The organism is Vibrio taketomensis (genome assembly GCF_009938165.1).
Lineage (GTDB): Bacteria > Pseudomonadota > Gammaproteobacteria > Enterobacterales > Vibrionaceae > Vibrio > Vibrio taketomensis.
On record NZ_AP019650.1, the window covers coordinates 1,183,129 to 1,208,325 of the forward strand.

27 protein-coding genes are annotated in these 25,197 nt (G+C 42.8%); 16 read left to right on the plus strand and 11 right to left on the minus strand.

Going from position 1 to position 25,197, the window contains the following annotated elements; translation table 11 throughout:
* The first annotated feature begins 285 nt into the window (after window positions 1–285).
* A complete protein-coding gene (locus Vt282_RS19140) occupies window positions 286–987 on the plus strand; it encodes a GntR family transcriptional regulator (protein ID WP_162048494.1) in 702 nt (233 codons plus the stop codon).
* A gap of 48 nt (window positions 988–1,035) precedes the next feature.
* Here the strand turns inward: Vt282_RS19140 and Vt282_RS19145 are convergent, their stop codons facing one another.
* Entirely contained in the window at window positions 1,036–2,304 is a 1,269-nt protein-coding gene (locus Vt282_RS19145; RefSeq protein WP_162064426.1) for an IS1 family transposase, read from the minus strand.
* Between the two features lie 127 nt (window positions 2,305–2,431).
* Between Vt282_RS19145 and Vt282_RS19150 the strand changes: the two genes are divergently transcribed.
* Window positions 2,432–3,979 (plus strand): bifunctional metallophosphatase/5'-nucleotidase, encoded by a 1,548-nt coding sequence (locus Vt282_RS19150; RefSeq protein ID WP_162064427.1) that lies wholly within the window; start codon window positions 2,432–2,434, stop codon window positions 3,977–3,979.
* 194 nt (window positions 3,980–4,173) lie between these two features.
* On the opposite strand, the gene Vt282_RS19155 is transcribed toward Vt282_RS19150, so the two are convergent.
* Together Vt282_RS19155 and Vt282_RS19160 are read right to left on the minus strand one after the other, a co-directional pair.
* Window positions 4,174–4,716: a flavodoxin family protein gene (locus Vt282_RS19155; protein WP_232055233.1), complete on the minus strand. Its 543-nt coding sequence runs from the start codon at window positions 4,714–4,716 to the stop codon at window positions 4,174–4,176.
* A gap of 131 nt (window positions 4,717–4,847) precedes the next feature.
* On the minus strand, window positions 4,848–5,153 hold the full coding sequence (locus tag Vt282_RS19160; protein ID WP_162064428.1) for a DUF3861 domain-containing protein: 306 nt from the start codon (window positions 5,151–5,153) through the stop codon (window positions 4,848–4,850).
* Window positions 5,154–5,314: 161 nt separating this feature from the next.
* Between Vt282_RS19160 and Vt282_RS19165 the strand changes: the two genes are divergently transcribed.
* Together Vt282_RS19165 and Vt282_RS19170 are read left to right on the plus strand one after the other, a co-directional pair.
* Entirely contained in the window at window positions 5,315–5,740 is a 426-nt protein-coding gene (locus Vt282_RS19165; protein WP_162064429.1) for a MarR family winged helix-turn-helix transcriptional regulator, read from the plus strand.
* 194 nt (window positions 5,741–5,934) lie between these two features.
* Window positions 5,935–6,693: a metalloregulator ArsR/SmtB family transcription factor gene (locus Vt282_RS19170; protein ID WP_162064430.1), complete on the plus strand. Its 759-nt coding sequence runs from the start codon at window positions 5,935–5,937 to the stop codon at window positions 6,691–6,693.
* 24 nt (window positions 6,694–6,717) lie between these two features.
* Here the strand turns inward: Vt282_RS19170 and Vt282_RS19175 are convergent, their stop codons facing one another.
* The gene (locus tag Vt282_RS19175) at window positions 6,718–7,704 is read right to left on the minus strand and encodes a GlxA family transcriptional regulator (protein ID WP_162064431.1); all 987 of its coding nucleotides are present in this window, start codon (window positions 7,702–7,704) and stop codon (window positions 6,718–6,720) included.
* 113 nt (window positions 7,705–7,817) lie between these two features.
* Between Vt282_RS19175 and Vt282_RS19180 the strand changes: the two genes are divergently transcribed.
* Window positions 7,818–8,435, plus strand: a complete 618-nt coding sequence (locus tag Vt282_RS19180; RefSeq protein ID WP_162064432.1) for a LysE family translocator — start codon at window positions 7,818–7,820, stop codon at window positions 8,433–8,435.
* Window positions 8,436–8,486: 51 nt separating this feature from the next.
* Here the strand turns inward: Vt282_RS19180 and Vt282_RS19185 are convergent, their stop codons facing one another.
* Entirely contained in the window at window positions 8,487–8,651 is a 165-nt protein-coding gene (locus tag Vt282_RS19185) for a hypothetical protein (protein ID WP_162063746.1), read from the minus strand.
* A 328-nt stretch (window positions 8,652–8,979) separates the two neighbouring features.
* Here Vt282_RS19185 and Vt282_RS19190 point away from each other — a divergent pair, with 328 nt between their 5' ends.
* The 4 genes from Vt282_RS19190 (at window position 8,980) to Vt282_RS19205 (ending at window position 13,095) form a co-directional block, all read left to right on the plus strand.
* Complete coding sequence (locus tag Vt282_RS19190; protein WP_162064433.1) at window positions 8,980–9,639, plus strand: HAD family hydrolase; 660 nt, start codon at window positions 8,980–8,982, stop codon at window positions 9,637–9,639.
* Window positions 9,640–9,789: 150 nt separating this feature from the next.
* Window positions 9,790–10,230 (plus strand): hypothetical protein, encoded by a 441-nt coding sequence (locus tag Vt282_RS19195; RefSeq protein ID WP_162064434.1) that lies wholly within the window; start codon window positions 9,790–9,792, stop codon window positions 10,228–10,230.
* A 38-nt stretch (window positions 10,231–10,268) separates the two neighbouring features.
* Window positions 10,269–11,048, plus strand: a complete 780-nt coding sequence (locus Vt282_RS19200) for a YSC84-related protein (RefSeq protein WP_162064578.1) — start codon at window positions 10,269–10,271, stop codon at window positions 11,046–11,048.
* A 355-nt stretch (window positions 11,049–11,403) separates the two neighbouring features.
* Entirely contained in the window at window positions 11,404–13,095 is a 1,692-nt protein-coding gene (locus Vt282_RS19205; protein ID WP_162064435.1) for a methyl-accepting chemotaxis protein, read from the plus strand.
* An 81-nt stretch (window positions 13,096–13,176) separates the two neighbouring features.
* Here Vt282_RS19205 and gltS read toward each other — a convergent pair whose 3' ends face one another.
* Window positions 13,177–14,403 (minus strand): sodium/glutamate symporter, encoded by a 1,227-nt coding sequence (gltS, locus tag Vt282_RS19210; RefSeq protein WP_162048505.1) that lies wholly within the window; start codon window positions 14,401–14,403, stop codon window positions 13,177–13,179.
* 1,384 nt (window positions 14,404–15,787) lie between these two features.
* Between gltS and Vt282_RS19215 the strand changes: the two genes are divergently transcribed.
* From Vt282_RS19215 to rarD, 5 genes are all read left to right on the plus strand, one after another.
* A complete protein-coding gene (locus Vt282_RS19215) occupies window positions 15,788–16,018 on the plus strand; it encodes a hypothetical protein (protein WP_162064436.1) in 231 nt (76 codons plus the stop codon).
* 184 nt (window positions 16,019–16,202) lie between these two features.
* Window positions 16,203–16,349 carry a hypothetical protein gene (locus tag Vt282_RS19220; protein ID WP_162064437.1) on the plus strand — a complete coding sequence of 49 codons (147 nt, stop codon included), beginning with the start codon at window positions 16,203–16,205 and terminating at the stop codon, window positions 16,347–16,349.
* A 372-nt stretch (window positions 16,350–16,721) separates the two neighbouring features.
* Complete coding sequence (locus tag Vt282_RS19225; protein WP_162064438.1) at window positions 16,722–17,204, plus strand: hypothetical protein; 483 nt, start codon at window positions 16,722–16,724, stop codon at window positions 17,202–17,204.
* A gap of 21 nt (window positions 17,205–17,225) precedes the next feature.
* On the plus strand, window positions 17,226–17,387 hold the full coding sequence (locus Vt282_RS19230; protein ID WP_162064439.1) for a hypothetical protein: 162 nt from the start codon (window positions 17,226–17,228) through the stop codon (window positions 17,385–17,387).
* A gap of 132 nt (window positions 17,388–17,519) precedes the next feature.
* A complete protein-coding gene (gene rarD, locus Vt282_RS19235; RefSeq protein WP_232055234.1) occupies window positions 17,520–18,515 on the plus strand; it encodes an EamA family transporter RarD in 996 nt (331 codons plus the stop codon).
* Between the two features lie 101 nt (window positions 18,516–18,616).
* Here the strand turns inward: rarD and Vt282_RS19240 are convergent, their stop codons facing one another.
* Window positions 18,617–20,209 (minus strand): PTS transporter subunit EIIC, encoded by a 1,593-nt coding sequence (locus Vt282_RS19240; protein ID WP_162064440.1) that lies wholly within the window; start codon window positions 20,207–20,209, stop codon window positions 18,617–18,619.
* 727 nt (window positions 20,210–20,936) lie between these two features.
* Between Vt282_RS19240 and Vt282_RS19245 the strand changes: the two genes are divergently transcribed.
* Complete coding sequence (locus tag Vt282_RS19245; RefSeq protein ID WP_162064441.1) at window positions 20,937–21,488, plus strand: carboxymuconolactone decarboxylase family protein; 552 nt, start codon at window positions 20,937–20,939, stop codon at window positions 21,486–21,488.
* 82 nt (window positions 21,489–21,570) lie between these two features.
* Here the strand turns inward: Vt282_RS19245 and Vt282_RS19250 are convergent, their stop codons facing one another.
* Together Vt282_RS19250 and Vt282_RS19255 are read right to left on the minus strand one after the other, a co-directional pair.
* Window positions 21,571–21,900, minus strand: coding sequence for a PepSY domain-containing protein (locus Vt282_RS19250; RefSeq protein WP_162048509.1), 330 nt, complete (start codon window positions 21,898–21,900; stop codon window positions 21,571–21,573).
* A 139-nt stretch (window positions 21,901–22,039) separates the two neighbouring features.
* On the minus strand, window positions 22,040–22,894 hold the full coding sequence (locus tag Vt282_RS19255) for an enoyl-CoA hydratase/isomerase family protein (RefSeq protein ID WP_162064442.1): 855 nt from the start codon (window positions 22,892–22,894) through the stop codon (window positions 22,040–22,042).
* An 89-nt stretch (window positions 22,895–22,983) separates the two neighbouring features.
* On the opposite strand from Vt282_RS19255, the gene Vt282_RS19260 reads away from it, so the two are divergent.
* Entirely contained in the window at window positions 22,984–23,946 is a 963-nt protein-coding gene (locus tag Vt282_RS19260) for a LysR family transcriptional regulator (protein ID WP_232055235.1), read from the plus strand.
* Window positions 23,947–24,126: 180 nt separating this feature from the next.
* Here Vt282_RS19260 and Vt282_RS19265 read toward each other — a convergent pair whose 3' ends face one another.
* Complete coding sequence (locus Vt282_RS19265) at window positions 24,127–24,435, minus strand: hypothetical protein (RefSeq protein WP_162064443.1); 309 nt, start codon at window positions 24,433–24,435, stop codon at window positions 24,127–24,129.
* A 507-nt stretch (window positions 24,436–24,942) separates the two neighbouring features.
* On the minus strand, window positions 24,943–25,113 hold the full coding sequence (locus Vt282_RS19270; RefSeq protein ID WP_162064444.1) for a hypothetical protein: 171 nt from the start codon (window positions 25,111–25,113) through the stop codon (window positions 24,943–24,945).
* Window positions 25,114–25,197 lie beyond the last annotated feature (84 nt).

The following is a 25,197-nucleotide window of genomic DNA, read 5'->3' on the forward strand; positions in this document are numbered from 1 at the left end:
GGGCAGGGTCCTTAATTTGTTATAAATATTTTTCAGAGTGTTCTGTCTCTCGACAGGATTTAAATTACTCCCGCAAAACGATATGACAAATATAAGATATGTTAAACGTGATCGAATACAAATAAGAGATGTATTTTGAGATTTCGCTCAAAATTTAATACCTTTGAATAACAATTAGTCTTATTTGCGATTTGGTTCATTGATTAAATTGTGTGATTCCTGCCAAAGGTTATTGATTTGTCATGTTTGCTAGTGATAAATTTACCCTGACAAGAGAGGTGGCTTATGTTGTACAAAAAGGTGATGCAGGATTTACGTTCCCGCATTGATTCAGATGAGTTCTCTGTGGGTGAAACGCTCCCCACTGAAAAAGAACTGATCGCGCATTACTCAGTAAGTCGAATTACAATTCGCAAAGCGATTGATGAACTGGTAAAGCTTGGCATGGTAGAAAAACGCCAAGGTGCTGGCACGACCATCATTGGTAAAACCATGGTGAGTTCGATGCTGTCTTTAAGAAGTACTAAAGAGTATGTGGGCGATCCCGCGACTAAGCTTGAATACAAGATTTGTGAATTTGCGTTAATTGAAGCAGACGAAGAGTTAGCAGAGATCCTCAAGATCAATCTGGGTGAAAAAGTCTACTTCATTCGTCGCTTTAAACTGGTCAACGATGTGCCATCGGTTTATGAAGACTCATACATGCCAATGTCGCTCTATCCAAAAATGAATGTGATGTCGCTAGAAGACTCAAAATATCGCTATCTTGAAGAAGATCTAGGCTTTGAAATTGATGGTGCATATCAAGATTTTGATGCAATTATGCCGACAGAGCACATGTGTGAGACGCTCAAGCTTGACCCGAAAAAGCCGTTGATGCAGATCCTATCAGTCGGCATTCTTAAAGACGGGCGTGTATTTGAATACACCAAAATCACCTCAAAACCTGAGACCATGTCTTACCGCCATTACCTTAAACGCGAATAACGCACTCTATCGCTCGTACTGGCGCCACTTTGAGGGGCTCTTTCTGTATCAACGGGAAGAGCTCTGTTTATCACGTTCATTCTCGGTATATTGAGCAGCCAAAGCAACCATCAGACTTTCAACCCTAGAAGCGGTAAACTGAGCAAGATCCAGCTTTTGCATTCTTTGTTGTATAAATTCCACCGCCTGATTGGCCGTGCTTAAACAAATCTCTTCAGGTAACAATTCACTTTTACCGACCAAAACTGAGTAAGCTTTGGTTGTTCCGCTTTCATCTCGATATTCTTGCCATTGATTTTGCCACCAGCCAAGTTTTCGTATATTGGCAAGTTGTAACTCCCCCTTAGTTTCACCCTTTACATAAATCAGAGCCATATGATGATTCTTCACTGCATGAGCAAATTGAGTAATGCACGCGCCACGCAAAAAAACCTCGTGATAAAGGGCGTGAACGCCCCCACTGTTGCCATGATCTAAGCTGTTCAAGACAGAAAAGTGGGCATGAGCGGTTAGTACTGGCAATGCATGGCTATGGGTTTTATTACCTAGTATTGCCGGGCCAAAATCACAACGATCAAATTGTTGTCTAAGTAAAAACCGTTGTTCTTGTTTGTTAGCGAGCTCAATCGAGCTGTCATTGGCTTGAGTCAGTAAAGGCGGTGCGTCAACACAACTTTGATACCGCCCTAATGTCGGTAAATAGACAGGAAACAAAGTCGTGCTGATATGCAAAATGCGGCCAGTTTGCTTATCGGTGGTAACAATACCCCACAACTGATTGCCCTTACCTTTGTAAGGCAAGGTAAAGACCACGCTTGCCATTTGAGTGGCGGATGGTTCGAGCCAAAGCGCTTGCAGTGCGCTGCGTTTTAGTTGCTCACAAGCGCGATCAAAATGCACACCTTTTTGCGCGGCCAGTTGCTTTAATAAATCACCATTTGCCGCGGTTTGTAATTGGTCTTGGATTTGCTCAACCAGAGCTTGTTGCCCTTTCATCACTGGGGTGCGAATAGAGAATGTCTTGTCACATTGATTGCAACACAAGCGCGGCTTGCCGTTTGCACTTTGTCCAAAACGTTTGATCTTACGTGACGCACAACTCGGACATCGCTTACCTGTCAGCAGGGCAATCTGCTGATGCCAATAGCGCCACATCAAACCATAACTTTGGTTATCAAGCATAGGTGGCGTTGCCGAACACGCGCCGCAACGCATCGACAAAAAGCCCAACGGACGCACGTTATATTCGTATTCTGGCGCATTGGCCACACCAAGATTTTTGCAGTGGCGACTTTTGCAAACGTTTAAATCAAGCACTTAGATAGCAACAAAAAATGAAAATCGCGTAATTCTATTCATTTTCGAAAATCAAAATGTGATGCACTTCGTAATTTATAGCCAAACGTTTCCGTATATTGCCGCCCGTTTATCTAAGGAGAAGAACATGAAAAAACGTTTGCTTGCATCTTTGATCGCAATGGCGGCTACTCCGCTGTGTGCAAAAGACCTCACAATTATCTACACCAACGATATTCACGCAAAGGTGGATCCGTATGTTGCTCGCTACATTGATGAAGAGCGCGCAGTCGGTGGTTTTGCGAATGTAGCGGCCTACATTAAGCAAGAAAAAGCGGTAAGCCCAGAAAGCACCATCGTGCTAGATGCAGGTGACTACTTCTCTGGTTCAACAGTGGATACGTTGACCGAAGGCGAAGCGATTATCGATGTAATGAACAGCATGGGTTATGACATTGCTTCTATCGGTAACCACGAATTTGACTACGGCTGGGACAACACCCTTGTTCAGCTAGCAAAAGCAAATTTCGAAATCTTGCTGGGTAACGTGTTCTTTGAAGGAACTGATAAACCTTTCTGGGATAAGCCATACACTATCGTTGAGCGTGACGGTCTAAAGCTTGGTGTAATTGGTTTGCACGGCAAATTCGCCTTCTATGACACAGTTGCAGCAAACATGCGTCAAAACCTAGAAGCGCGTGATGAAATTGAATACCTACAAAAATACCTAGATGAACTTCGCCCACAAGTTGACGTGACCATTTTGCTGGTTCACCAAGGTACACCTGCTCGTCAATCTAGCCTAGGAAACAATGATGTTCGTCGTGCGCTAGACAAAGACATTCAAACGGCAAAACAAGTGAAAGGTCTCGATATTCTAGTGACTGGTCACGCACACGTGGGTACACCAGAAGTTATCGAAGTCAACGATACGCTTGTTGTATCTACCGATGCTTACGGCATCAACGTGGGTAAGCTAACCATCGATTTCGATGAGAAAGCGCGCAAGATCAAAGACTACGATTTCTCACTAAAAACCATTTGGGCTGATGAGTGGACAGCTGACAAAGAAACACAAGCGCGCATCGACAAATGGAAAGCTGTGGTTGATAAAATCGTCAGCGAAAAGCTAGCGCACACTGAAAACACGCTGATCCGTTCATACGGTGAATCTTCAACGCTGGGTAACCTTGTAGCGGATTCTATGATGCCTAACTTCCCTGATGGTGAACTTGCGTTTACTAACAGCGGCGGCATCCGTGCTGATATCGAAGCGGGCGACATCACTTACGGCGATGTGATCGACTCATTACCGTTCCCTAACTACCCAGTAGTGATGGATCTGACTGGTCAGCAAATTCGCTCTCTAATGGAGCATGCCGCTGGTCTTTCAAACGGTGTTATGCAGGTTTCAAGCGGTGTTTACATGGCGTATGACTCATCTAAACCGGTTGGCGAGCGTGTACTTGAACTGAAACTTAACGGTAAAGACATCACTGATGAACGCGTGTACCGCGTGGTCACCAATAACTTCCTAGCCGATGGTGGTGACGGTTTCGCGGCGTTTACTGAAGGTAAGAACCGTAAAGAGCGCGCTGGTGAGCCACTTTCACTTGGCTTTAAGGCTTACCTAGCTCGTCCAGATGCGCTAGCGAAAGTTTCTGAAGTGCGTATTGAAGATCGCAAAGCGAAGTAACCGGGCGACAAACCATTACCCTCAAGAAGCTATTAACTCCAAGAGTAATGTGCTTCTTGAAATATTCTTCCCCCTGCCAGACTAGGCAACCCTCTTAGGTACAATATTTTAGTACTAAAAAAGGTCACAGGACTTGTGACCTTTTCTTTTCTCAGCTAAATGGGTTAACTCGTCAATATAGACAGAGCTAACGGTTACTTCACAAACGAGGCGACACGCTCGCCGAAGATTTTCGCAGTTTCAAGATCGCCAACTCCCGGAGCCTCATCGGGGGACGCATCTGCAGGGCTTTGCGACAACAGACCCGAAAAACCACCCAGATAATTCACATCATCACGTTGAGCCGCTTTCGTATTAGCCGGCATTAATCCAGTGCCTACCCAAACCATACCGTGCTGCATTGCCAAAGTGATCAGATAAGAGATAGTAACGCCCTTATCACCATTCATCGATGCCGAGTTGGTAAAACCCGCGGCAAATTTGTCTTTCCAATCCATGGCAAACCAGCGCTTGCTTGAAGCATCAGCAAACTTTTTGAACTGCCAAGAAACCATACCCATATAGGTAGGTGAACCGAAGATAATCGCTTTCGCAGCATCCAAACTTTGCCACTGCTCTTCACTCAGTTCACCGTTTTCGTCAATCTTAACCAAAGTTGCGTTGGCTCCTGCAGCCACTGCCTGCGCTTGTTTCTCGGTATGCCCATAACCACTATGATAAACGACAACCACTGACATAATTATCCCTCTCTTGATTGATGACATCCCATTGAGTTTAGACCTAAATCAGCATCATGCGTTTTTCAATCAACGCTCAATTCCTAACCATGATAACCAACCAATCAAAATCAGAGGTAACGGTGTCACTATTAATTGGACGTCGATTTAAGCGTCTTTTTCACCGTCGATTTCAAGTTATGCATAAAGCTCTTGAAGTGAGGCATAAAGTCGACAAACAGTGGATGTTTGCGATCTTTCATCATTATCGGGCCAAGTAAACGCAACGCAACAGCCAGTCTGGTAGCATCAGTCGGTTCAAGGCTACTGCCCTGCTTTACACCCTCGACGATCTTGAACAAATCTTCACGATCCTGAAATTCAAACTCGAGTCGATTTGGCGTCTCAACTTCGACTTCTTCGATAATAATTCGGTACTGTTTTTCTTTGCTGCTCATAGGTCTCACTCCTCAATAACGAGTTTGAAGCAAAATCTGATGGCATCTCAATTCGAACGACATCCCATTTTGCTGACTTGATTTCATTTTCAACTTAGTTGACAATATCAACCATAATTGTATTAATTGACAATGTCAACTAGTTTGATGAGCGAGTATTGATGTCTAATAAAAACTCTATGGATAGCCTTTTTCAGCTAGTCCACTCACTAAAAAGAAATATGCAGCAGCAAATTGAAGCACTGGAGCTCGATATCGCCCCAATGCATGTTCGAGTCCTCAAAATTATCAATAGCAAGCCTCAATGCACCGCTGTCGATATTGCCAACCTACTTGACCGCGATAAAGCACAGGTCACTCGACTACTGAATACCTTGCTCGAGCAAACACTCATCACCAAGCAGCCTAACCCTGAAGACAAACGCAGTCAGTGCTTGCGCTTAACTGACGACGGTCAAGCGATTATGGCCAAGCTTGCGAATATCGATGCGGTGATTTTCGAAAAAATGAAAGCGGGTCTGTCTTCGCAAGATCTCGACACTTTTCAGCGTTTAGCCCGCTTGATGACGGCAAATCTAGACAGATAGCGATTAGTCAGTAGTTTTTCACTTAGCCATGATGTTTTAGATTAGACAAGAGCGCGCTATTACCTTGCCAGCAGCCCAATTGTCCCTTCGTGAACCCAGCTCCTAAGGGTTAGTTGGGCGTAAGAGCCTAGCTAACATCCATTGAACAGCCTAGATGCATTTAGTATTATCGCTGCGCTTATTTCGGAGATCCCATGAAAAAACGCATCCTATTCGTGTGCACAGGAAACTCAGCCCGTTCACAACTTGCCGAAGCAATTATCAATCGAGACTACAGCGACAAATTTACAGCATTCAGTGCCGGAAGTTCTCCAAAAGAGATTGACCCACGTACCTTTAGCACGCTTGAAGCTCATGGATACTCGACACACAATATCGAGTCAAAACCGCTTGAAACGTTTGATGGTAAAGCGTTCGATTTTTTAATCACACTCTGCTCTTCTGCACAAGCGGAGTGCGCAACCATTCCTGGTGTTAGCGAGATGATTGCTTGGGATATTCCACAGCCGACACTCAAAGCGATCAATGATGACTTCGAGCCGACCTTAATCGAGTTAGAGAAACGCATCCACTTATTTAGCGTGGTGCAAAGTGAAGAGGCAGAAGATAGCTTAGACACCAACACGCTATTTAAATGTCTATCGGATAAAACACGATTGATGATTGCCAGCCTGCTGCATATCGAAAATGAACTCACCGTCAGCGAACTAACCGAAGCGCTACAAGAGACCCAACCAGCAATTTCACGTGCTGTGGCCGTGTTACGTCGCAATCGCATCATAAAAGATCGCCGCCAAGGGGCGTGGGTATTTTATGCCATCGAACCATCTTTACCTGATTGGGCAAGCGCTATTCTTGAACAAACTGTCGTTGCACGACATAACCAACTGCGTTCAGCCATTTCGCTACTCAATGGCACTGATCGCCCTAAGATCGACCATACACGCACCTAGATTCTCTGTTTGCAACAACGACCATTATTGAGCGTTGTTGCTCACGCCTTGTCGATATTGCATCGGTGACATACCAAAGCGTTGACGAAAAACTTTGCATAAATAACTGCTGTCTTTGAACCCAACTTCATCCGCGAGTTGAGTCAAACTATGGCTGGAATGGCGCAAGCGCCACTCCACATGCCGCATACGCATCTCTTGCCAATATTGATGGGTCGATACGCTAAACAATTGCTCAAACAAGCGGTCGAGTTGACGACGGCTTAAACCAATACTAAGAGCGATTTGATCCACGCTAACATCATGCGCCATTCGCTCCTGCATCAGAGAAATCGCTCGGTCAATATGTCGGTTAGTGTGCCTTGCTTGTGGTGAAGATTTCAGTTTATGGTGGTTAGCACGAGTTTCGTCTACTAGCATATCGGCTAAGCCTTTTTCTGCCCACGCTTGCCCTAAATGGCGTTGTAAGATGGCTATCGCTAAATCGATAGTAGCACTGCCACCAGTACAACTGATTACCTTGCGATCAAAGTGATAGAGCTGCTCGTCACGCACCGTTACTTGTGGGTAGTCCGCTTTAAATTCATGGTGATGCCGCCAATGCACAACCACTTGATGACCGTTGAGCAGTCCGAGTTCTGCCAAAGTAAAACAGGCATTGTCGACACTAACAATCGGCACACCAACAGCGGCAACTTTTTTCAAAAAAGCGCCATACACTTTCGCCTGTTGCTGCGACTCTTTCGCCGAGCGACTGCCAAACAACACCACATAATCGATATGAGTCAGCTCAACGTCACTTGGCGTGCGTTTAACCATCACCGGAATACCGCTACTCGACAGTATCAATCCGCTCTCATTCGCCATCACTTGCCATGAACAAAAACGCTGTTGACTGTTATCGTCTTCATCAGCGGAAAAACGCAACTTATCGAGAAATGCGCCAAACGGCAGCATATTGAAATTAGGTAATGGAATGAGCAGGAAGCGGATCCCTTTGGCTGGTGTCATAGCTGTGATTCAACGTTGTCTATATACAAACATTATACGTCCATATATTACCACACTCAATTTACTCAGCATGTGATACTCGCGGTGTTAACCATCTCTTTATTAGGTATTTTATGGCGTTCGAAGTTTGGGGCTTATTTGTTGTTGCGGCATTTGGCCTCGCCTGTGTTCCAGGCCCCAATGCACTGCTGGCATTAAGCCACGGCGCACAATATGGCTACAAAAAAACAATTTGGACCATTTATGGCGGTATTGTTGGTTTCTTTGTATTAATTACCGTATCAATGCTTGGATTAGGCGCCGTTCTAGAAACCAAGCCTCAATTGATGGTGGGACTACAATGGTTAGGTGCCAGTTACCTAGCTTGGTTAGGATATAAATTGTTTTCGGCACCAGCTTTGAGCCTTGCAGACTCAAACAATCCGATTGTGTTACTGCGCCGTGACCTGTTCCGTCAAGGCTGCTTTGCTGCACTGTCAAACCCTAAAGTATTGCTGTTCTTCACCGCGTTTTTAGCGCAATTTATTGATCCACAAAAACCTTTTATTCCCCAGTTTGTCGTGATCACCCTAACTTTCCTATGTATTGAGTTTTTCGTCGAATTTTGTGTCGCGCGCGTCGCCGATAAAGTGAAATTTGTACTGGTCACCAAAGGGCGACTTTTCAATCAGTGCTGTGCTGGAATATTCCTTTCACTCGCAGCAATTTCAATCTACAACACCCTCGTATAACAAAATGCCCCAGCGAATTGCTGGGGCTTTTTGTTTCAATAGGATAAAGAGTTAATCATCTTGACCGCATTTCGCGCACTCTTGATAAGTGCGCTCACCTTCACTGATCACCACATAAGTGGCCACACACTTATCGCACAACGCCAATTTAGGATACGCCAACTTCTGCTTCTTAGCGTTAATATCCCCTTCAACTACGTAAAACTTTCTCATCATTTATCTTTAATCTGAAATTTACCGAGCATTATACTCAAGTCACCTCAAGGTGCGTAGTTCAGCGAGAATGACTTGGATTGCAGACAAGGCAATGATTTGAAGATCTAGTGGTTCTAAATCAAAAATCGTTAACGACTTATGTGAACCAAGTCAACTCGCCATTTGGGAGCCAGTTACGGCCTCGATTTCTGCGTCATACAAACTGCGATCAGTTGTCATATTTTCCCGCTACGATTAGTTTTGTCGCTTACAGCTGCACTCTCACATTTTAATCGCATCAAATCTGCAATAATTGGTGCCAAACAAAACAGTTCAAGTAAGGTTAACTATGCCCCGACCTTTGTATGTCTTCGATATGGACGACACGCTGATAAACGGTGATTGCTCATCGATTTGGAATCAGTTTTTGGTAGAGAAAGGAATCGCCACGCAAGCTAACTTTCTTGAGCAAGATCAGCACCTAATGGCATCGTATGCCGAAGGTAAAATGAACATGGAAGACTACCTAAAGTTTTCTATGGTACCCCTTGCAAGTCTTCCTACATCAACCGTGGACGCATTAGTTGAAGAGTGCATCAGCCAATACATACTACCTAAGGTTTTTCCGCAAGCCAGCTCTCTGATTGCCGAGCTCAAGCGAGAGCATATCGACATGCTGATCATTTCCGCCACCGTGAGTTTTGTGGTTGAAGCGGTCGGCTCTCGTATTGGAATTCCCCATGCATTGGGAATCGATATGAAAATCAAAAATGGTTGCTATAGTTCTGAAATTGAGGGGATTCCAAGTTATCGTGAAGGAAAAGTCGCTCGTTTGAACGATTGGCTAGCCGCCCAAAAACACCACTACACAAGCGTGCATTTCTATACCGATTCAATCAACGATCTTCCCCTGTGTGAGTATGCTGATTTCGCCTATTTAGTGAATCCATGCCCACGTTTAAGAGCAATCGCAAATCGACCAAACTGGCAAATCCTCACCTGGGCTTAACGATTCACACGCCCAAAATTTGATTTTGGGCTCTTACCTCATGGGGGGCATTTCTCGAGTCACTTCACTAGAACATCCCGACTTTGCCCTACTTTATCGTCTAATCTGTATGATGTTTAAATCAATAGAGAAACAGACAAGGAGCTAGTTTTGATAACCGCCAATGACTTTGAAATTTGCGACCACAAGATCCGATTTAAAAAGGATGAGTACCCAACTGACAAAATCAAAGATGCACGAGTCAAAACTAACCAATTTAAAGATCATATTCTTAGAGTTATCTCCATTGGTCTGATTACCGCAAGCGTCGTATGGATGATATGTCCAGAATCCTTGGGGTTATTTACTGCGCCTATCGCCTTATCGATTGGCACTTTAGTCGGATTATCTTCTGCTCGTAAATATGAATTACAAATTGAGTTTGAACATGTTGATGAAACCGGTTTGCAATGGGTAGCGATCGCGAAAAGTAATCGAACCAACGACAAAAAATTGTTTGAACAACAAGTCGCGACCATTCAAGCACAACTCTACCCAAGCTTTAATTCCAGCAGCTCAGCGGTTCCACCACTAAAATCAAAGAGTGTGTAAGTTACCCCATCAACGAAATCTAAGGGCTGTAAATTATGATGAAAAAGCCAATTGCCATTGCCATCATTGCTGCACTAAGTTGCTCTCCAGCAGTTGCCAGCTGGGGAAAAGTGGGGGCCACATTTGATAACTTAACTGAAACCATCTCAGATGGAGCAAAAGAGGCTTGGGACAATACTAAAGATTTCTCTCAACACGCTTGGGACAACCTCTCAGATTGGTCATCAGAAGCCATTGACACCATTGGCGACTGGACCGACGCAAGTGTAGAGAAAAGTAAAGAATGGCTTAATGCGGCAGAGCAAAAAATCGATGAACTGATTGAAGGCGACACACCAGAAGAAGCAAGGCAAGCCATTGATTTAATGTCTGAAACCGCACTAGTAAAACTGTTTAATCAAGATCCAAAAGCCAAAAACCTTTACGATAATGCTTATGGTTATGCGGTATTTGACTCTCGTAAGTTCTCACTAATGTTCCACACCAACTCAGGCTCTGGCGTCGCAGTCAATCGAGAAACCAATCAACGTACATACATGCGCATGTTTGGGCTTGGCGTAGCTCTTGGCATTGGCGGTAAGTTCTACCAACAAGTGGTTCTGTTTGATAGCAAATCAGCATTCGATGATTTCATCGAAAAAGGCTGGGAAGCCGCAAGCGAAGCTTCTGCGATTGCGGGCGATGAAGGGGAAGAACTGAGCGCTCACTATAATGGTGGTGTCGCGATTTATCAGCTCGACACGAAAGGTTTATTAATCGATGCCAATATTACGGGATCGAAATATTGGGTAAATGAAGAGCTCACCAATTCTCAATAATTTTTTATAAAGTTGGGGGTTCTGATTTTTTATGAGCCCCTTTATTAATGGAATACTGAATCCTTCACTTACCATCTCTAGAATGTTAGTCATTTTAAATTGATCAATTTAGGACTGCCTGAATTTCTCCTTGTTCTTTGCTTTTCAATCTATCAAAAGCCCCAATAGTTTATAAATATCATCAAAATATATTAATCACGTGCACAGAATTTTCGTTTCAAAACGAGACAAAATAAGCATATTTCATGTCGCGATTGCTTTATTCTAGTATTCATTGATTTACATCAACATAATTCGCTCAATTCATTAATTTTAGAATAATTAAATACTATAAACATTGCGATATGAGGCATATATGATCTCTAACAGTAATAACCGTTCGTCCAATAGCTTGCTATCAAAAGTGGAAAGCGTAAGTTTTCGTTTAAAACTCTGCGTCATTATGATGGCACTTGGTTTTGCTCTACTGGGTTATAAAGGCATCTCTGGTATGCAAACCAACTCGGGTTATATCGAAGAACTTTACACCCAAAGTATGCAACATACTGAGCGAACGGGGCGTATTGTAGACCTATTGGGAAATGCGAGAAGTGCATTACTGCTCGCTTTTCAACATCAACCAGGCTCCCAATTTGCCAGCATGCATGATCATCCAATTGATATGCATGTTACCCAAATCAAAGACTCTCTAGCGAGCTTACATCGTATTGTTGACGAGGAGCTAATGAACTCCCCACTCACTGCTCAAGAGTTGGCAGTAGTACAGCAACTGGCGCAAAATCTGGATTCAATCACCGATACGGGTTTTATGCCAGCGATTGAAGAATTGGAAAAACAAAACTTTAATCAAGCGAACTTCATCCTACTAACAAAGATTAACCCACTCTTTGCCAAAACTTATCAGCACACAGAAGAGTTCCTCAATCTGCAGCGTCAAGAAGGCAAAACCAATTTTGAACAAGCAGAAGAGAATACCGCTAACTTTATCGTGGTATTTAGTGCCATTGCCTTTATTTTAGTGTTGTTTATTACCGTAATGGCGGTGATGATTGTTCGTCGAATCAACCATGCCGTCGAGTTGCTGCAAGAGAGCTCAGAGAAAATTGCTCAAGGGGATTTAACCCAGCGTATTGCAATTATCGGCAACGATGAATTTGCGAACATCGCAAACTCAGTGAACCAAATCGTCGACAACTTTCAGCATGTGGTGCAAACCAACCGCGACTCGATATCACAGCTTGCAGCATCTTCAGAAGAGAATGCCGTGGTCGTAAACCAAGCAAAACAAAGCATAGTTAGCCAGCTTGAGCAAATCACTCAAGTTGCTACCGCGATTAACCAATTCAGCGCCACCGTGCACGAAGTGGCTCAAAGTGCCAATATGGCAGCGATGGCATCGGATCAAGCGGATTTAGCGGCAAATAATGGCAATGATATTGTCAATCAAAGTATTACAATGATGGAGCAACTCTCAAACGACTTGCAACAATCGGTTGAAGCTATGCACACCCTCGCCGAGCATTCAGCAGAAATTGGCTCCGTGGTCGATGTGATTGAAGGGATTTCCGAGCAAACCAACTTACTGGCATTGAACGCAGCGATAGAAGCAGCACGCGCCGGTGAACAAGGCCGTGGCTTTGCGGTTGTCGCCGATGAGGTTCGAACTCTGGCAAGCCGCACCCAAGCTTCAACCAAAGAGATCATGGAGACCATTCAACGGCTGCAACAATGCAGTGCTGACTCGATGCAAAAACTCGAAAATGGCGCTGAAAATGCCAGTCGCACAGTAGAAAAAGTGATTGAAGCCGGTGAATCCATTGCAAAAATCAAAGCCAACGTCGATGAAATCAATGCCATGAATACACAAATTGCGACGGCGGCCGAAGAGCAGAGCTTGGTAACGGAAGAAATTAACTCGAATATTTCCGCAATCAGCACCATTGCTCACCAAACCGCAGAAGGTGCAGAGCAAAGCAGTGAAGCGACGCTCCAGCTGGCCAAATTGGCGGAAAATCTACGAGAAGAAATCGACCGCTATAAAATCTAACGCTGGTCTAAAACGAAAAATGCCACTCTACAGAGTGGCATTTTTTACTACGACATATTGGGCATTAGGAATCTTTAGCTATTAGTGAATAAACGCAATGCAGCCTTGCAGAATCACTAAGTTAACGATATCAATAAAGAATGCACCCACAATTGGCACCACCATAAACGCTTGTGGCGATGGGCCATTACGATTAACGATCGTCCCCATGTTCATTACCGCTGTAGGGGTCGCACCCAAACCAAAGCCGCAGTGCCCGCTGGCAATCACTGCTGCATCATAATTGCTGCCCATCAAACGGAACGTCACAAAGTAGGCAAACAGCGCCAGAATCACCGACTGCACCATCAAAATAATCAAGAATGGAATTGCTAAATCAAAGATATTCCACAATTTCAGACTCATTAACGCCATAGCTAGGAACAAAGACAATGAAACCGTACCTAGAATATCGATCGTTTCTAAATCCAGTTGGCGTACTTTCGTTACTTCAAGAATATTAGTGATCACCACACCGATAAAGAGTGCATACACAAAATCTGGGATCATTAACCATTTGATACCAAATGAACTAACCCAACTTTCTAAATAACTGGCACCAGTCACACACAGTAAGATCAGCGCTAAACCTTCAACTACTTTTTTCGCCGTCACACGGTCTTCTTCATGTTCGTTGTAGGTAACCAGTTCAGGGAACTCTTTGTGCGTTTGGTTAGTATGGCCGTAGCTCGATTCTAAATTGCGCTTTTCAATCAAACGCTGCGCCACTGGGCTACCAATAATACCACCAGCAATCAAACCAAAGGTTGCTGATGCCATTGCGATTTCAAGTACGTTATTTAGCCCATACACATCTTGGAATGTTTGTGACCAAGCTGCACCCGTTCCGTGACCGCCTGACAGTGTAATAGAGCCGGCAATCAAGCCCATAAGCGGGTCAAGCCCCATGACGCTCGCTAACGACACGCCAACCACGTTTTGAATAACGATATAGATTGATGCAATGGCTAAGAACGCGAAAACTTTTGCCCCGCCTTTCACTAACTGTGTGTAGTTAGCGGCTAAACCAACGGTAGCAAAGAACATCAACATAAACGTGTTTTGTAATGGCAAGCTAAACTCTAAGTCAATGCCATTAAAGTGCATGGTGGTGATGGCAAACGCCACAATCAAACCACCAACGATAGGTTCTGGAATGTTGTATTTTTTAAGAATTGGCAATTTTGAATTAATAAACTGACCTAAAAACAGTACACAAATTGCGACTAAAAACGACTCCTGTGGCCCTACTGATATAACCTGATTCATAAATCCTCTTCATCCATTTTCTCACCAAATGATTTTCACCATTAAAGTGTGATTGGTATCTCTAATCATCAGGGTGCCTTCTAGCAGCATGTATTACTAGGTTTGATATTCGATAAATTATCACCAAGTGATAATTATATTAAGATTTTTACTTTTCATCTTACCTGATGAGAACAAACAGCCAAAGCAACATGATGCGTGACTGTTTTTGAGCAAAAGTTAGCCAACTCAATTTTCTAACTGGTAGGAATTGGTAACCTTCGGTCACTTAAATATGCAGGATTTTAGGCTGTGACTAGCTTCCAAAGGACGAGTTACCTTGTCTACAAACCAGGTTATTCTCACGGAACCAAGCACATAGGGTCTACAACGTATAGTTATAACTATTTTCTCAAAACAATTGAATAAATATACACATCAAAAACCATCAATAAAAACCAAAACAACACTTACAAAAACAATTAATCAACGTTATATTATCAACATCTTAAGTTTTACAAATAATATAAAACAATTGATTTTAATTTGTTCGATTGAAATATTTAAAATTAGCTTCACTTCAATATAAACAATAAAAATGTAGTAAAACAATAGACTTAAACTTAAAATTCCGCGCCCAAAATTTCAAACAATAAATAATCGAATGAAATATTTATCAACAAACGTTAATCGGCTTACGAAATCATCAATTGCATTAGCAATCACTTCTTTATTGGCAGCATGTGGAGGTTCTGACGGAGATGAAAATAAAGCAACTGTCGCAGTTCCCAACAACTGTTTATTAATTCAAGAGCAACAAACTTGTTTTAATACTAAAAACAGCAATCAAAGGCAGCAGCTTTACCATTGCACCAACATCAGGCAATGGCCTTGTTCGTTGGAGCGCACCCGCGGCCACGGCGATCGAGCATGGTAATACAACCCATTTTACCTACGACTCTACACTCGCTGATTCAAACACCACGATTTATGCTTTACATCCGACAGATGAAACCAAGAAAGTCGCTATATCCGTTGAGCTAACGGAACCTGAACAGCAGCTCAACATCTACCCAGTACAATTTGCTTTGCAAACTTCAAGTACCGAGCTCAACCTAGAGTGGATCCCTGTCACCTCAAAAGCAGGGCGTATGGTAGATATCACTACAAAATTGAAGTAGTCGAGATTGATGCACAAGGTAATCCTGAAGCCCTATCATTTATGATGTCGCTTCCGGATCTACAATAGCTGTTGATGTTCAACCTGACTCAATTACCTTGTGACACTTGTCGTTGAAGGTACAAATGAGACCTACCGCTCTCTACCCGTACCGATTGAAACTTCACACGTAGAATATCGAGAAAAGACGTTATCACTGTTCCTGAACTACCTACCGAGCCTCCGTTGGAGCATGAAGTTGGAGCTCTAATTTTACACAACGATATACTCTACGTGGTTGTTGAAGATGAGTCACATAAAAGCTATACAAAAGCTCACCCTTTCCAATTATTTGATGGCCAAATTCCTGGATTTAATACAGTAGTCAGTGACGTTGACGAGTCTACTATTCGAGCCTTAAGTGAGCTGGCGACTCACAACCAAGAGATGATGCGCATTGACCCACATTCAACCTGAGGTTCGCTTTGACGGTGCAAAAATCGCAGTTAACAACCTGCGCTTCCCAGCAAAACCGAAACGATCAATAAAGCATCAAAGAAAGTAGATGTGAATATGTTGGTCCTATTCGAGCCTGTGCTGTAGTCGATAATAAAACTAATTTCTTACCACAGATAAAACCGAGTATGACAACGGCGCTTATATGGTCCGTGCTGAAGTTGGGGTAGATGCGAGCATTACTAATACCTTCCAAGTAGGTAGTGAGCAAGAAGTATCTGCTGGTTTCGACCCTATTGGTATTTCTCGAGAGCTTGATATCGCCTTTCCAAAATCAAAGGTCTCGATTTAATTAACAAACTCACAGCGGGTCAACGTATAACCGCTGGCGTTACCGTGGGCTTTAGAGGCGAAGCAGGTTTAACTGCGCCAAGTGCAATATTTGGTATGAAAATGCCGTTTATGCGAAAATGACGGCAGGCGCCGGAGCTAAGTTCTCAGATGGATTGATCCCACTACCAAAACCTGTTTTGAGAAACCTAAGGCAGCATTCAATGCAAGTATTGCTCAACCACTTTATGAAAACTCATACTTCTCTACCCAAGATACGCTAAAGATTCGCGGCCAGCTAGACTTTGGGGCTTACGCAACGATTCAGCTACTCGAAGGTTTTGAAGTTTCGTTGGATGCTTATGAACGCGGCACTATTGGCATTGGATACACAATGCCATCTCCTGAAACATTATTGGGCATCGAAAATCCTGTCCCATTTATGGTGCATACCAACGCAGCAAACATGAAAGCTAACAGCGCAATCGATGGCCGCGTCAAATTTGACCTTCTGGATATCGATGAACCAATGGAGAATGACTTTGGTCACGTGATGTTATACGAATTGCCTAAACACACACCAATTAGTATCGCATGGAAGAGCCAATGCCTTGAAAGTGGTCGATACCGACCTGCACCAGATGTACCACCTGAACATCAAAACGTTTATTCGCCAGATAATGGTTGGTTGGTCCCGGGCGATACGTACGGTTCAGAAAAACGCCAATCTATGGTTGCAAGCTTCGGTAGCGTAATGCCACAACTTGCTGCCTACGTGAATAGCACGTCGGCGACACAATTGAGCTTTGTTGACAAAATCAACACAAATCCTGTCGTATCTCGCGCTGTATACCGAGTTGTAAAAATCAGGCTTTAGCGCTATCAACGCTGCATTTCGATGATTGTTGACCTAAAAATCGAGCACTCAGAGATAAAGACTCAATACCCTTGGGTATGTTGGGGTAAGAGTTTTAAAGAAAGTACCGATAACTACAAAGCAAGTCATACGTTAAACGAAATTGTCTTTGACCTAGAAAATTTGGCGGGTTCAAACGACTAGCCGATACAAGTTTTGGGGACAATTACGTTTTGTAGGCTAAAAGTTTGGCATGTAAGTAAGATAGAACCCAAGACAACAGATAATTAAAGACGCTTAAAAACCTGCTTCGGCAGGTTTTTAAGTAAATTTCTATTGCCTAATGAGCGTAAAATCGCCAAAGTAGCGGCAATTTCACTCTATTCTTTTTTTATCATGTTTCGTCAATACAACACCCTGCTTTCTGAACAAAGCAAAGGGGTGATCGCTTCTATTGTTTGCTCAATGCTATTTGCATTGATCCCAGCGTACGTTCAGTTACAACCTGCGATGATGCAGAGTTTAATCCAAGGTGGGGAAAGCCATTGGTTAGCCGTGCAGCGCATCTTCTGGAGTGCGCTGGTATTGCTTCTTATGATTGCGATATCAAAACGTGGGCACCTGCTGAAAACAGCATTGGCCGACACCAGAATGTGGCCAAAATATTTCCTATCGGCTTTACTGGTCGCGCCACAATATTGGCTATTTGTTTGGGCGCCAGCCAATGGTGAAACACTCAACCTCGCACTTGGTTACTTTACCATGCCGATCGTAATGGTCGTCGTCGGTCGTTTTATCTATAACGAAAGCTTGTCTCGTCTGCAAAAGTTCGCCTGCTTATTTGCCGTGCTTGGCACACTCTACGCGTATGTCATGGCGGCAGGTATTTCATGGGTTGTACTTGTGGTAGCCATCGGTTACCCGCTCTATTTCATCCATCGTAAATCTATTCCACTCAGCACCGATATTGGTTTGACTGTTGATCACCTGTTTCTGACACCATTTATGATCATCGGCATGTTCTACCTGTATCCGGCGGACTATATCTTTGCGATGCCAGCGACCACCTACTTGTATTACTTGGGTTTAGCGCTGATTGCGATTACCCCGATGCTTTTGTACCTCTATGCGTACTCTAAGCTAACGGTGTCGATATTTGGACTGCTTAGCTATGTGGAACCAACCTTTATCTTTTTGGTCGGTTTAATGATCGGCGATACCGTAGCAACGGAAGAGATCCCGACTTATCTGTGCATTATTTTGGCGTTACTAATACTGATACTTGATGGCGTCAAGCGCATGAAAAGCAGTCGAGGCGTTAAGCAGGTTTAGGCCGAGTCTGTTAGCTGTAATATCGTTCAATCGCTTCAGCTATGTAAAAAAACAGCCGCAATGCGGCTGTTTCAATGAGGGATTTAGGAGCGCTATGACAATTAAGCGGGTGTCATTGCTAAAAAGTCATTCACCTCTTGGCGCACTGATGCAACGTGGCTGCCAAAGATAATTTGAATGGATTGACCTTTGTTCACAATACCCATTGGGTTAGCTTCCTGAATCTTTGCTTCATCAACCAAATCAGGGTTGATAATCTCAACACGTAAACGCGTATAACAGTTTTGCACATCGACGATATTGTCTTTACCGCCTAAACCTTCAATGATGGCTTTCGAGTTATAGACACCCACTTCAATGTCGTTGACTTTGCCAGACTTCTCACCCGCTTTCTTCGCTTTGTAGTCCGCTTTGGTATGCAGTTTCATTTCAGCATCACCACGACCAATCGTCTTAAGGTTCAGTTTGGTAATCAGTAGTCTAAATACAACGTAGTAAGTCGCTGCTTGAACAAAACCTAACAGGATATAGTAAGGCCAACCGGTCTTAGTCACACCAAGTGGGATGTTGTACATAATAAAGTCAATCAATCCACCCTTACCGATTGCTAAGATATCAAATATTGAGATGAGTACCATGAAAGCACCCGTTAGCATTGCGTGAACAACAAATAGGATTGGCGCAACAAAAAGGAACGAAAATTCAAGAGGCTCTGTAACACCAACTAAGATAGAAGATGCAACCGCCGGAACCAGAATTGACTTCACCAGTGTCTTTTTAGACGCATCAGCACAGTGATACATCGCAAGAGCCGCACCAGTAAGACCAAAAATCTTTACTAATGAACGAGCATCATAAACAACCGTGTGAGACAGCTTCTCGATAGTTGGGTCCGTCATTTCAGCAAGGAAGATGTTTTCAATACCACAATAAGTTTGACCAGAAACCACCGCACAGCTGCCCACTTCCGTAAAGTGCAGCGGAATCCAAAGTAGGTGATGCAGGCCAGTAGGAATTAAAATACGCTCCATAAAGCCATAAATACCCACACCCATATGGCCTGATTCCATAATGTGTGTACCTAGCTCTTGAATAACGTGCTGAACAGGAGGCCAAATATGAGAGAAGACTGCCCCCATTATCATAGCAATTGGCATCATGATCAGAAGAACTAAACGCGATTCACCATACAAAGCCAACGCACCCGTCAGTACTTTTTGGCTGTATTTATTGTGAATAACCGCATTAAAAATACCAATTAGCATACCAACGAAAATACCGGTATCTACCACCTGAAGGCCAAGAACGTTGGCTTGGCCACTTCCAGCAAGGCTACCGTCGATAAGCATGCCATTGACTTTTAGGTAGGTATTCATTGCATACAGGTACACCAAATAAAGAATAAGCGCATTAAAACCAGCCAAATGTTTATCTTTTTTCGCTAGACCTACAGATAGGCCGACAGCAAAAATGATATGCAGGTTAATGATTACCGCTAATCCGCCCCACTTTAAGACTTGAGCCATACCCGAGAAGAACCCGTTATCCAAGAATGGAACGGCAGCAACAATCGATGGGTTTGTAACCGCAGCACCAATGGCAATTGCCATCCCTACCATCGGCAGCACATATATCGGGGCAAGCATCGCCCGAGATAAATCACTCATGTAGGAAGCGATAGATTCTCTATTCATTATTATTCCCTAATGTTTCTATTGGATAAATTCAAGGGAATATTTATTGGTTATAATCTTTGTCGCAACTTATTTGCTCACTATGTGATATATGACTTATTTGAAACAACATTAGTTATATTATCACTATAAATACATAACCTTTAAGCTGGGCTATTTTATTAAGTAAAATACCTCAAACTCACAAAGCCAACAAATACGGTTAATTCAACGCTATAGCACTCAACGAAAATTGATTATATTTCAGATACAAAAAACGATACCAATTTTAAATAGTGGTTATCAAATGAAAATTGGTATCATTTACACAGTAAATCACTCAAACACAAATATAAAAGAAGTTAAAAAATACGATAAATGATATTAATAAATCACTTTTAACACTGACATAAGATCACATAATTCAATGACCTATTTGCTTGTTATTAATAATCTGAATTCTTACTTTTATTCTTTATATCCCAGAAGCACACCGTACAAGCACCAGCCCTATTTTAAGACTAAAATAATGGTTAATTGATCTGCGTATCTCAGAGAGACTCATAACCCCATCCTTCACGCTCTTAAGAAGAATGCGATGAAAGTTTTTCGACATATGAATGGTCTTTAACTATCTACAGTACATAAGTTTGTTATCAATCTAGTGCCAGGTCCAAACTACGGCAGGGACAACGTTCGTTTGATAACGACGAAGATTCCAGTAGTCACTTAAAAGTAGGAATGAACAATGAAAGAATTCACACTTCACACCGTCGAAACCGCTCCAGAAAAAAGCAAAGCGATTCTTGAAGGCGCTCAAAAGCAAATGGGTATGATTCCTGGATTATACGCTGTCATGGCCGAATCACCTGAGCTACTAAAAGCTTACACTCAATTGCATCAACTCTTTACTGCCACATCATTTGATGCCGAAGAGCTGACTGTGGTATGGCAAACCATTAACGTTGAACATCAATGCCACTACTGTGTGCCAGCTCATACAGGAATAGCACACTCGATGAATGTGGATCCTGTCCTAATTGAAGCCCTGCGCAATGATGAGATACTTCCATCACCAAAACTACAAGCGCTTAAAGCGTTTACTCTTGCCGTAGTACGTGAACGAGGCAATGTTTCAGAGTCAGCGCTTGATGCATTTTTTGCGGCGGGTTATGGCCATCAACAAGTGCTTGAAGTGATTCTTGGTCTATCTCAAAAAGTGATCAGTAACTACGTCAATCACGTCGCACATACGCCAGTAGACAAAGTATTTGAAAAGTTTGCTTGGTCGAAAAAATAGCGCCTAATTAACGTTCACTAAGTGCATCATCACACGAAAAACGCACCTACGTAGGTGCGTTTTTTGCTCAAATAACTCAATGCTATTTATCGACATCCCCTATCACACCTTCATGTGATAAATCCCCGGACAACTCAGCTTTGATTTCCGCTAAGCTCTCTTCTTCGGTCGCGACCACATTTCCGGTAGTAGCATCAATTTCGACTTCAAACGCTTTCTCTCCATGTTTCACAAATACGTCCCACTGATTGTCTGGCTTATCATGGCGAACACCTAATACTTCCACACCTATCGCGCCAAGAGCGGCTTCAATCGCACGTTCTTTGCTGATCATTTCTTCATTCGTCGCAGCATAACTTAATAATGTAAACAAGCTCAGTATCGCAACAGCACCTACCCTCAGTATTGTCATAGTTATCTCCTTCACAATGGATTTACTGGCTAATCTCAATAGTGTAGTCGTTACACCTCAAACAAGAGTGCGCAAAACTGAACGTTTCTTTTAAGCCTTAAAAACCCGAGTTAAGGTGGAAAATAAAGGCTCAAATGCATCAATCGTCTTTTTGGATCCCTTGGACTTGCATGACCATCTCTTCCCAATTTCGTTGATTCTCTAGATCAAATTGAGCGCCTTGTTCATCTGCCCAAGTGAAGCGTTTGATTGCAGCGGTTTTACTTGTGGCTTGATACAACCAATAAGCCTCGGCTTTAAGCGCCTCATCAATCGGTTTATCAATCGACTCGTAGACCATTTGCTTACAGGCGTTAATTGATTCAGCTGGAAACTGAGCAATTCGATTTGCCAGCTTTTCAACGTAAGGGCCGATCTCGTCAGGCTCTAGCGCTTTATTAATGGTTCCCCATTGCTCCGCTTCATCGGCATCAAAGTCTCTTGCACTGAGAATAATCTCCAATGCACGCCCCAATCCAACTTGTCGAGCCATTCTTGATGCCCCGCCACCACACGGTAAAATGCCCATACCAACTTCCATTTGCATGAACTTAAACTTACCTCGCGCCGCAAATCGCATATCACAAGCTAAAGCAAATTCATGACCACCACCTCTGGCATAGCCCTCCAATTTAGCAATGGTCGCTTGCGGCACTTTACTGATGCGCTCACACACCGATTGAAGATCGAGCAGCTTCGCCTCATCACGAGAAACCGCCTCTTCTGACATATCTCGCAGTAGATTCGTATCGTAATGGCACACCCAAATTTCAGGGTTAGCAGATTGAAACACTACCACTTTAACTTCTCTATCTCGCTCCAATCTGAGCGCTAAACTACTAAGATCAGCCAGCATTTCCTGCCCTTGAACGTTTACTGGCCCAAAGTCAAAGGTCACCCAAGCGATCGCATCTTTCACGTCTACGGTAAAAGTTTGGAAATTTTTGTATTCCATTGTTCGTCTCCACAGCGTTGTCTCTACATAGCTTGTTATTGAGCATAGGTCACGCCCATCAAGTGATAAATCGGCCACTTCAGGAGACAGTGTCAGTACTTTCAGGACAAAGCAGCTATAACTTAATGAGCAGAGCTAGATCAGGAAATCGCATGGATACGGACAATTTGAAGTTATTTGTCAAAGTTGCTGAGCTTAAAAATATCAGCTTGGCGGGAAAAGCCTTGGGTTGGTCAAAGTCGGTCGCCTCTGCTCGACTCATGAAACTGGAATCAGAAGTGGGCGTAGATTTGATTCATCGCTCCACTCGAGCGTTATCATTATCATCAGAGGGTAAAAAGCTGCTTCCTATCGCTAAAGAAATACTCATTCAAGAACATGCGATTCATGATCTAAGCTCAACTGATAAGAACAAGTATAGCGGCACCTTATGTTTCGCCGCCTCAAGCACCCTTACCCAGCGTTATATCGCCCCAATTTTGTCTCGCTTTCTTGATTGTTACCCAAACATTCAGTTGGAAATGAAACTCAGTGATCAACAAATTGATTTAATCGAACAAGGCATCGATGTGGCGCTTCGCAATACATGGAATCCAGATAGCCGTCTGAGAGTAAGACGCTTAGCTAAAGATCGGCGAGTTTTATGTGCCTCTCCAAACTACTTAAAGTCTGCTGGTATTCCAACCTCACCGCATGAACTCTCTAATCATCGACTACTGATGTTCAAGCACACACAAGCTCGGCGATTGCATAACCGGGCAACATCAGATACCGCCAAGTTCCCGCCAGAAAATGCTCGTCAAATAGTCTCAATGGATGATGGCAGTTGCCTAAGAGAAGCGACTGTTAACGGCCTCGGGATCGCCATGAGCTCGATATGGAATATTCAATCTGAGCTTGATAGCGGAAAATTAGTCAGAGTACTTCCCGAGTATGAGGTAGAAGATGACACCGATCTGTGGATCATGTATCCGAAAACGAAACTTATTAGCCCCAAGGTAAGAGTGTTTATTGATTTCTTGGTGACTGAACTTAAAAACCTGCCCAGTTAGCTTACTTAATATCTAAATACGATCGTTTAGAAACAAGACCTAAGCTATATAAGACTCTCACAATGTGTGATAATTAACATTCATCGTTTGACAGTGACAAGTAACAATAGAATAAGAATGGAAGTTCTGTTCATAAAAAATATGCATACATTTAATATGCATGCATATCTATAAAAATAACTAGCGTCTATTAATCTTAGCCTTCAATAACCACTTTATGTGTTGTAGCTGGATGATTTCCAAAACTAGACGAATCGTATGCATACGTCCGCGAGCTGTCTCAATATTGAACTCTGCAGTACCTTCTACATCAGTACCATAAGCGTGAACTACAACACTTTGTTTGTTTTCTGCAACATCAGACGTCAATCTAACACCACTAGAGTGCTCATCAATGATTGCATCGCTTGTCAGCACAATAGCCACACTTCCATTGATATTCAAAGGCACTGATAACACCATGGTGGCTGCGCATCGCATCAACCACATTAGGGCTTACATAGTGCCCAGAGCAATTTCCGTATTTGCTACGGTGTATGTTGAACAAAGCAATGATGCTGCTAGTAGACTCAAGGTTGTAAATTTCATGTAATTTTCTTTAAGTTAATTTATTAATAATCTTCATACGCCTCAAAGGCAGTCTGAATGATCGATATTTATCAACTTAAGTCAATGTAAATAAATTATATTTATGACTTACGACTAGTTATAAATCAGATCTTTATTTAACAACCAATCGAAATGTACAAGTTTCATACTAAATGTAAGTAAATATAAACATGTATTAGAGAGGAGAGTCTACTTATTTAGCGAATGATTTAGTGGAGCAACGTTTAACATTTGGCCTCTGCGCTCATGCCAGTGCAGGGCTAAAATATTTCCATTATCGTCACTGTGTGACTTTGTTTTGCTTCGTGCTTAATCGCACTAGTTAGTTTTTAAATTTTTGGTTTTTCTTTAGTTTAAACCAAATCTTCTTTCTCCCATTATTTTTCATTAGTAGCACTCCTCAATAACAACACCAAACTGACAGTTTGATATTCTCGTTAAGTAAGAGGTTAACAATGTATTTTCATTGCTAGTAGCAACCGTTTCAATTTCAACGTTTGAATTTGAACGCTCTTTTTTCCCAAAAAACGTTTGGGTATTTTTAGTTTTTTTAGACATATTATGCCCCTTATATTGAAAGTTAAGGTGCACTGAACATAGTTATTTTATGTGGATAGATAATATGGGGATTACAGAGGAAAA